This is a genomic window from Muriicola sp. (assembly GCF_041567615.1).
GTDB lineage: Bacteria > Bacteroidota > Bacteroidia > Flavobacteriales > Flavobacteriaceae > Muriicola.
Genome location: NZ_JBFGBM010000119.1, coordinates 1 through 8,489 on the forward strand (window position 1 = coordinate 1; position 8,489 = coordinate 8,489).

At 46.4% G+C, this 8,489-nt stretch carries 8 protein-coding genes; 4 read left to right on the forward strand and 4 right to left on the reverse strand.

The genetic code is table 11. From position 1 onward, the window contains the following. The 3 genes from ABYP73_RS09040 to ABYP73_RS09050 all read right to left on the reverse strand — a co-directional run. A partial coding sequence (locus ABYP73_RS09040; RefSeq protein ID WP_372974102.1) for a TetR/AcrR family transcriptional regulator occupies positions 1 to 492 on the reverse strand: 492 nt, incomplete at its 3' end. A 244-nt stretch (positions 493 to 736) separates the two neighbouring features. Next, on the reverse strand, positions 737 to 1,792 hold the full coding sequence (gene arsS, locus ABYP73_RS09045) for an arsenosugar biosynthesis radical SAM (seleno)protein ArsS (RefSeq protein ID WP_372974103.1): 1,056 nt from the start codon (positions 1,790 to 1,792) through the stop codon (positions 737 to 739). 44 nt (positions 1,793 to 1,836) lie between these two features. Continuing rightward, positions 1,837 to 2,172 carry an arsenosugar biosynthesis-associated peroxidase-like protein gene (locus ABYP73_RS09050; RefSeq protein ID WP_372946050.1) on the reverse strand — a complete coding sequence of 112 codons (336 nt, stop codon included), beginning with the start codon at positions 2,170 to 2,172 and terminating at the stop codon, positions 1,837 to 1,839. Positions 2,173 to 2,581: 409 nt separating this feature from the next. On the opposite strand from ABYP73_RS09050, the gene ABYP73_RS09055 reads away from it, so the two are divergent. Beyond that, complete coding sequence (locus ABYP73_RS09055) at positions 2,582 to 3,370, forward strand: patatin-like phospholipase family protein (protein ID WP_372974104.1); 789 nt, start codon at positions 2,582 to 2,584, stop codon at positions 3,368 to 3,370. A gap of 12 nt (positions 3,371 to 3,382) precedes the next feature. Here the strand turns inward: ABYP73_RS09055 and ABYP73_RS09060 are convergent, their stop codons facing one another. Then, on the reverse strand, positions 3,383 to 4,426 hold the full coding sequence (locus ABYP73_RS09060) for a 2Fe-2S iron-sulfur cluster-binding protein (protein ID WP_372946048.1): 1,044 nt from the start codon (positions 4,424 to 4,426) through the stop codon (positions 3,383 to 3,385). A gap of 127 nt (positions 4,427 to 4,553) precedes the next feature. Between ABYP73_RS09060 and ABYP73_RS09065 the strand changes: the two genes are divergently transcribed. The 3 genes from ABYP73_RS09065 to ABYP73_RS09075 form a co-directional block, all read left to right on the forward strand. Beyond that, positions 4,554 to 6,035, forward strand: coding sequence for a DUF5687 family protein (locus tag ABYP73_RS09065; protein WP_372974105.1), 1,482 nt, complete (start codon positions 4,554 to 4,556; stop codon positions 6,033 to 6,035). A gap of 15 nt (positions 6,036 to 6,050) precedes the next feature. Next, positions 6,051 to 6,746, forward strand: a complete 696-nt coding sequence (locus ABYP73_RS09070) for an ABC transporter ATP-binding protein (protein ID WP_372974106.1) — start codon at positions 6,051 to 6,053, stop codon at positions 6,744 to 6,746. Between the two features lie 127 nt (positions 6,747 to 6,873). Further along, positions 6,874 to 8,489 (forward strand): tetratricopeptide repeat protein (locus tag ABYP73_RS09075; protein WP_372974107.1); only part of this gene is annotated, 1,616 nt, incomplete at its 3' end.

Here is an 8,489-nt window from a genome sequence, read left to right on the forward strand (position 1 = left end):
GAGATAGGCAGCAACGCCTTCACTGTCTACATGACGGGCCACATAGCCGTCGGTTTTGCCTTTTTGAAGTGTGGTTACCAGATTGACCTCCCATACCTTGTATATGTCCCTGAGGTATTTGGAGATCTCTTCGTTCCTGCCGTTGAATTCATTCATGAAATTCCCCAGGACGAAACCATAATCCAATTGGTTGTGTTCCGCAGTGGCCAGGGCATTCTCAAAGCATTTTTCAATAGCCGTAAAAGGATCGGATTCACCTTCAATAGGTTCGATCAGCATGCTGTAGACCTTTCTGACGACAAGGTTTTGTACTATACTGATAAAGAAGTCCTCTTTGGATTGAAAGTGATAGTAAAAAGCTCCTTTAGAAAGGGATAGCTCTTTTAGGATATCATCAATACTCGTATTGTAAAAACCTTTTTTGTAAAATAATTCAAGGCCTTTTGCCTGCATCCTGTGCATGGTCGCCATGCGTTTTAAGTTCTTATCCATGAGATCTGGGTTTTTATGTTTATCAGACCATGTGGTCTATAACTAAAACCCGGGAAGTGTATCCTTACTGGATTTCACAAGGTGAAACCCTTCGAAAAATCGATAAGAAGTAAAAATGAGTAGAAAATGTCCTGTTTCGGCATTTTAAACCGACCACTTGGTCGGTTATTTTTCCCGATAAAATGCACTGGGGGAGTGAAAATACCCGGGAAAACGGTTAGAATTACGCCGGGTTGTGAGCTTTTTAAGCTACCGTACCCTGGCAACTGCTTCCTGCCCCTGCAGTACATCCGTAGCAGTGCTGAGAGATCACAATATTCCGGTCATTGAGCAGGTCTTCCTGATAATCTTTGATGTGCTTGATCCCGCCGGCTACCTTTAAGCCCAGCATCTGGTTGAAATCGCAATCGTACAGCCAGCCATCCCAGCTGACAGAGATCGTATTGGTACACATGACGTTTTGTACGGCTTCCGGGTTATAGGCATCCACCAGGGAGATCATGTAATCTTCGTAATTCTCCGACGCGATGAGGTAATCCAGAAATCGGGATATTGGCAAGTTGGTGATTGCAAACAGATTGTGGAAATGGATATTAAAGTCCTCCCGTAAAGCTTTCTTGAAATCGCGTTCCAAAGCCGTCTGGTCTGCGGGCAGGTAGGCTCCCGATGGGTTGTAAACGAGATCAAGCCTCAGGGGACTATCGGGCATACCGTAACCCACGGCATTGAGTTCCTGCAAGGCGGCAATCGATTTATCAAAAACCCCCTCACCTCGCTGTTTATCCGTTTTACCACGTGTGTAATGCGGCATGGAGGATACCACATGGATATTGAATTCTTTAAAGAACTCGGGCAGGTCATGGTATTTTTTGTTGGCCTTGATAATCGTCAGATTAGACCTTACGATAAAATCCTGAATGCCTGCCCTGGCGGCTTCTTCCACGAACCAGCGAAAGTTGGGGTTCATCTCCGGGGCACCCCCTGTTAGATCGAGCGTATGTGCGCCGGTATTCCGGATCACCTCAAGACACAATTCCATGGTTTCCCGTGTCATAATCTCTTTTCGATCCGGTCCCGCATCAACATGACAGTGTTCACAGACCTGGTTGCACATATAGCCTACATTGATCTGAAGGACCTCGAGCTTGCGTGGTTTGAGCGGAAACATGCCGATTTCGGCAATTTTATCCTTGAAATAGGGTAGTTCCCCCTCCCTGAAAATACCATTACTCAGTATTTCCAGTTGTCTTTGGGTATTAGCCAACTCTTTATGCCGGGCTTTCAGTGATTTGGTTGCCATTCCTGTTGTTTTGTCTAGGTAACCGGATCATTAAGACCCGTTCCCTACATGCTTAATTTGTTGTATTTATTCATCATCTGCACTCCGTGTACCAGGGTGGCTCCGCTTTCAATAGCGGCCCCAGCGTGTACAGCTTCCATCATTTCTTCCTTGGTGATCCCTCTCTGCAGTCCATCCTTGGTATAGGCATCTATGCAATAGGGGCATTTAACCACGTGGGACACTGCCAGGGCGATCAGGGATTTTTCCCTTGCAGTAAGCGCTCCTTCCTCAAAGACCTTGTTGTAGTAATCAAAGAATTTGGTTCCCAGTTCTTCGCTCCATTCGGTGATCTTTCCGAATTTTCTCAGATCTGCAGGTTCGTAATATGTATTTGCCATGATAGGAAATTTAATTTGACCTTAACTTCGGGTTTATGATCGCATTATTAAACCCAAAAACCAAGGCCGTTTGATGATTGCCTTCAAAGATATCTGTTTCGTCGTCGAATTGTGCCAAACTTACAATGAAATGAGTAAGTACCCGACCGATTTAACGTTGGATTAAGTTGTAGAAGTCTCTCTCGGGTTCATATAAGCCGAACCGACCCCTGGGTCGGTTTTTTATTTTCAAAACCACAGAAAAATGCGGGCTTATACCGATCAGTGAAGCGGGTATTCCGATAATCTGCACGGAATGCAGGCAGGTTATTGCGCCCATGGATGGGTACAAACCGGGTAGTTTGTTATCTAATGAATTGAGTTCTGAGGAATTGAGGCAAATTCTTAGCTTTGAGTAGGAATTATTCGTATGAATCTAGCTGCTCTGCAAAATAAGTCCGTGGGTTTGGTTCTGTCCGGTGGTGGGGTCAGGGGTATGGGCCATATTGGAATGCTCAAAGCGCTCAAGGAACACCATATCGAAGCCTCTGTCATTTCGGGTAGTAGCGTTGGAGCGCTGGTCGGAGCCTTGTATGCAGGGAAAAGGGATTTGAAGGATATGCTTGCCTTTTTCAAAGAGACCCCATTGTTCAAATACAACTTCGTCACGATCAATAAACCCGGCCTGGTAGATACAGAACGCTACTATCCTATCTTCAAGGAATATATCCCTTTTGCAGATTTTGAGTCCCTGCACAAGCAGCTCTATGTCATGACCACCAATTTACAAAAGGGAGTAGAGGAGGTCTTTTCTACAGGGGAATTGATTATGCCATTGCTCGCTTCTGCCGCCCTTCCCCCGGTTTTCAGTCCGGTTGAAATGAACCATATGCTTTACGCCGACGGAGGCATCATGAATAATTTTCCCTCAGAACCCCTGAAAGGCAAAGCCGATTTTGTCATTGGCAGCAATGTATCAATGGTAAGGGAGGTATCCAAAAAGGAAATAAGTTCCTCCTTCCAACTTGCTTCCAGGACCACGAGCCTGATGGTCTATGCCATCAACCGGCAGAAAATCAGGAGTTGCGATATTATTTTTGAACCCGTCGAACTGGAACACATCGGGGTTTTTGACAAAAAAGCGATAGAAAAAGCCTACACCATAGGCTATGACCATGCTTGCCGGGTACTGGAAGGACTCAGCGTCAAATCAGAATAAGACAAACGCCCTTTACACATCGTCATAGTCGATCTTGAGGGTTGAGGTTATTGGATGCGACTGGCAGGTGAGTATGAATCCTTCCTCTATCTCACTGTCTGTCAGGATCTGGTTCTTGACCATTTCGACCTTCCCTTCTGTCACGCGGGCTATACAGGTGCTGCAAACACCTCCCTGGCAGGAATACGGGGCATCGATATTCTCGTTCAGGACGGCGTCCAGGACCAGTTTCTTCTTGTCCATGACCAGGGAAAAGACCTCGTCATCCAAAGTGACTTCAACCTGGGTCTGCCCTTCGAGATCAGATAATTCCGCCTCCTGGGATGTGGTAAAGAGTTCAAAATGTATACAGCCATTGTCTACCCCATTGTTCTTTAAGGTGTCCTTTACTTCGTTGACCATATCTTCAGGCCCGCAGAGGTAAAAGTGATCAAAACCGCGATCCTTGAACTTATTTTTTGTGATGAGGTTTACGATAGATCCGTCGATCCGTCCAAATAACGCATCCTCTTCCCTTGTTCTGCTGAACAGGAACTGAACGAAAAACTTGTCGGGATAGTTATCAGAGAGTTCCTGAATCTCTTTCAAGTACATCGTTTCCTCCGGGGATTGATTCCCATAGACAAGGACGAAAGTGTTGTCCGAATCAGCATCCAGGACGGACTGAGCAATACTCAAGATGGGAGTGATACCACTACCGGCGGCAAAAGCCGCTATGTGTTTGGCCTGGCCCGAAGGAGGAAACACAAAATGCCCGGCAGGGGGCATGACCTCTATTGAATCCCCGGCTTTGATGTTCGCATTAGCCCAGGTAGAAAATATCCCATCTTCCACTTTTTTAATACTGATCGTCAGTTTGTCATCAGACGGATGGCTGGATATGGAGTAAGAGCGTCTCACTTCTTTCCCATCGATCTCTTGTTTCAGGGTAAGATATTGGCCGGATTTAAATGCAAATTTTTCTTTCAGGTCATCCGGAACAGCTAAGGAAATAGCCACTGAACTAGGAGTCAAAGACCTTACGTCAGCAACAGATAAGGAGTAAAATGTGCTCATTTAGCAAAATTTTTTGCAAAACTAAGGATTGGAAGAGGAATTCGATAGCAATTTTGCGGAATATCTGAATTATGTAACAAATCCTATATTTGGCAGACTAACCCACCAAATGAATTGACCCCGGGCCATGTTTAAGCATTTTTTTGTCCTTCAATGGAAGTCTTTCTTCCGCGCAGCATCCTTTAAGACCAACCTCGCCTACAAGATCCTGATGATCTTTATGGCACTCTCCTTTATCCTGGTCTTTCTCTCTCTGGGGGTAGGATCCTATTTCATCATCAAAAAACAGGGATTGGGAGACCCTCTGCGGGTCGTCAATCGGTTTATGATCTACTACCTGGCCTTCGACCTTTATATCCGTTACATGTTTCAGAAGATGCCCATCCTGAACATCAAGCCCCTGCTCTACATGCCTTTCAAAAAGAATGAAGTGGTCACCTATTCCCTGGGCAAGACCGTCTTCTCCTTTTTTAACTGGATGCATGCTTTTTTCTTCGTTCCGTTTTCTATTGTCCTCATCACCCAGGACTATCATCCCCTTGCCGTTATCACCTGGCATATAGCGGTGATGGCTCTATTCTTTTGCAACAACTTCCTCAACATCATGATGAATAACCTCGACAAGGTTTTTTATCCGGTAGTTGCCCTGCTCGCGATATTTGGATTTATGCAATACAAGGGTTGGTTCGACATAACGACCTACACAGCCCCTGTATTCGATTCCTTCTTCGATCTGCCCTATGGAGCCGTATATGCGCTGATACCCTGTTTGATATTGGTCCTGCTGGTAGTAGCCTCTTTCAGGTACTTCCGAAAGCACATGTACCTGGACGGGGGACTGGCTACCAAACACGAGGAAGCCAAAACAGAGGATTTCACCTGGCTCAACCGTTTCGGGAACCTGGGAACGTTCCTTAAGAATGATATAAAACTCATAAAAAGGAACAAGCGATCCCGGACCTCGGTCATCATGGGGGTCCTTTTTATCTTTTACGGACTTCTCTTTTTTACCGGAAGTATAGAAACGTATGAAGGCCCCGTATGGGGGATGTTTGCAGGGATCTTTGTCTCGGGGGGCTTCCTCTTCAGCTTCGGGCAGTTTGTCCCGAGCTGGGACAGTTCCTATTATCCACTGATGATGAGTCAGAATATCCAATACAGGGAATACATTTCCTCCAAGTGGTACCTGATCGTCTTTGCGACCATCATCACGACCCTGCTGTCTTCATTTTACCTGTATTTCGGCTGGCAGGCCTATATGGCCATCGTGGTTGGGGCCATCTATAATATTGGGGTGAATTCATACCTCGTACTCTGGGGCGGGGCCTATATAAAGACTCCGATCGACCTTACCTCCAATAAAAAAGCATTCGGGGACAAACAGGCGTTCAATATAAAGACGATGTTGCTAACGATCCCTAAGCTGGTCCTTCCCCTGATCGTGTTTGCCGCAGCGTACTATCTGATAAGTCCGCTTGCCGGATACCTGGCGGTAGCCCTCTCGGGGATCCTGGGTTATGTCTTTAAGGAGCAGGTATTCAAATTGATAGAGAAGATCTACAAAAAAGAGAAATACAAGACCTTACTGGCGTACAAACAAACATCATAACCTCAGCAAAACGCTATGATTTCAGTACACGACATCACAAAAGTTTACGGTTCCCAGACCGTACTCAATATCCCTAACCTGGAGATTCCGAAAGGCCAGAGTTTTGGCCTGGTAGGGAACAACGGGGCGGGGAAGACAACCTTTTTCAGCCTGCTGCTCGACCTGATCCAGCCCACCACGGGAAAGATCCTCAACAATGGGGTACAGGTAGATATCAGTGAAGCCTGGAAACCTTTTACCTCAGCTTTTATTGATGAGACCTTCCTTATCGGATACCTTACCCCCGAGGAGTATTTTTATTTTATCGGAGAATTGAGGGGACAAAATAAGGCGGATGTGGATGCGCTGATCAGCGGTTTTGAGAACTTTTTCCACGGGGAGATCCTCGGTCAGAAGAAATACTTGAGGGACCTCTCCAAGGGGAATCAGAAAAAAGTAGGGATCGTCGCCTCCTTTATCGGGAATCCCGAAGTGGTCATCCTGGACGAACCCTTTGCGAACCTCGACCCAACAACACAGATCCGTTTAAAACAGATCATCAGGGATCTCGCCTCTGACAAGGATGTTACCGTACTTGTGTCCAGCCACGACTTAATGCATGTCACAGAGGTATGTGAGAGGATCGTAGTTCTGAACAAGGGAGAAGTAGTCAGGGATATCCAAACCTCCCCTCAAACCCTCAGGGAACTGGAGTCATTTTTTGCGGGTTGAGGATCGGCTTTTATATATTTCCGATCCTACTTTTCACCTGAAGGGAAATCTCAGGTGCATTTTATCGAGAAGCTACATACTAAACGGGGGCTTTTGCAGTTTACATTAGGGACGAACATCGCGAAATTTGAAGCTTCGAAGTACTTTTTATGCCCTTTTCCTAACGGGGTCTGTTTTGGTGAGTTCCTGCTCAACCAAAAAGGATGCTTTTGTCAACCGCAACTGGCATGCGCTGAACACCAAATACAACGTCCTTTACAATGGCAATCTCGCCTTTGAGGAAGGAAGGGAACAACTCAACGAGTCTTACAGGGATAATTACTGGGAAGTCTTGCCAGTAGAACGACTGCAGGTCACCGAAGATATCAAACTCGATTCTGAGGACAACAATCCCAATTTTGAGAGGGCTGAGGACAAGGCCACCAAAGCCATACAGAAACACAGCATGGAGATCAGGGGGGAAGAGCGCAACCCTCAGACAGACGAAGCCTTTTTACTGCTGGGCAAAGCCCGTTATTTTGACCAGCGATATGTACCTGCCATTGAGGCTTTTAACTATGTACTTCAAAAATACACGGACAGCGATAAGCTGAACGAAGCCACCATCTGGAGGGAAAAGACCAACATCCGACTCTCCAATGAGGAGCTGGCCATCAAGAATTTAAAAAGGCTGATGAGGCTCGAACGCCTGAAAGACCAGGAATACGCCGATGCCCGGGCAATGATGGCCCAGGCCTACATCAACCTGAAGGCTCCGGATACGGCCATTCAGCAACTGAAGATCGCCACGGCATACACCAAAAAGAATTCGGAAAAAGGTCGCTATCTTTTTATCATAGGGCAGTTGTACAATGAGTTGGGATATAAGGACAGCGCTAATTTGGCCTTTGAAGGCATCGTAAAACTACAGCGGAAGACACCCCGGGTCTATTGGGTAAATGCTCACCTGCAGAAACTCATGAATACGGAGATCACGGATCAGAACAAGGAGGAACTCCTGGAATATCTCACCTGGCTGGAGGAAAACAGGGAGAACCGTCCCTTTCTCGATAAAATCTACAGGCAGATAGCCGTCTATTACAATACCCTCGATCAGGACAGCCTTTCCCTGGCTTATTACAACAAATCACTCAGGATCGCCGGGAGGTCTACTCAATTACTCGCGCTGAATTATGAGGACCTGGCTGAATACCACTTTGAAAAAAGCGAATACAAGACAGCGGGGGCTTACTATGACAGTGTCCTTCCCAATCTATCGGAAAACACGAAGAAATACCGCATTATTCGAAAAAAACTTGATAATCTGGAGGATGTGATTGCTTATGAAGGCACGGTGCAATACGCAGACAGTGTCATCACGCTCTATAACATGCCCCTAGCCGAAAGGGAGAGGTATTTCCAGGGGTACATAGATACACTAAAGGCTGAGGCAGAGGAAGAAATCGCAAAGGAGGAGGCCAAGCTCGAAGCAGGATTCGCTGCTTTCGGGGCCTCAAAAGGGGGAAAGGAGAACAGGGGTAAATTCTATTTCTACAACATCACCAGCCTGGGATACGGAAAGACCGAATTTAAACGGAGGTGGGGCAATCGCACCCTGGAGGACAACTGGAGATGGAGCAACAAGGCTACCGGCCAGGCAACGGAGATCGGGGCAGAACCCCTTGCAGGAACGGATACACCGAAAAACCTGACTGAGGATCAGAAATACTCCCTTGAATATTATATGAATCTGGTGCCAACGGA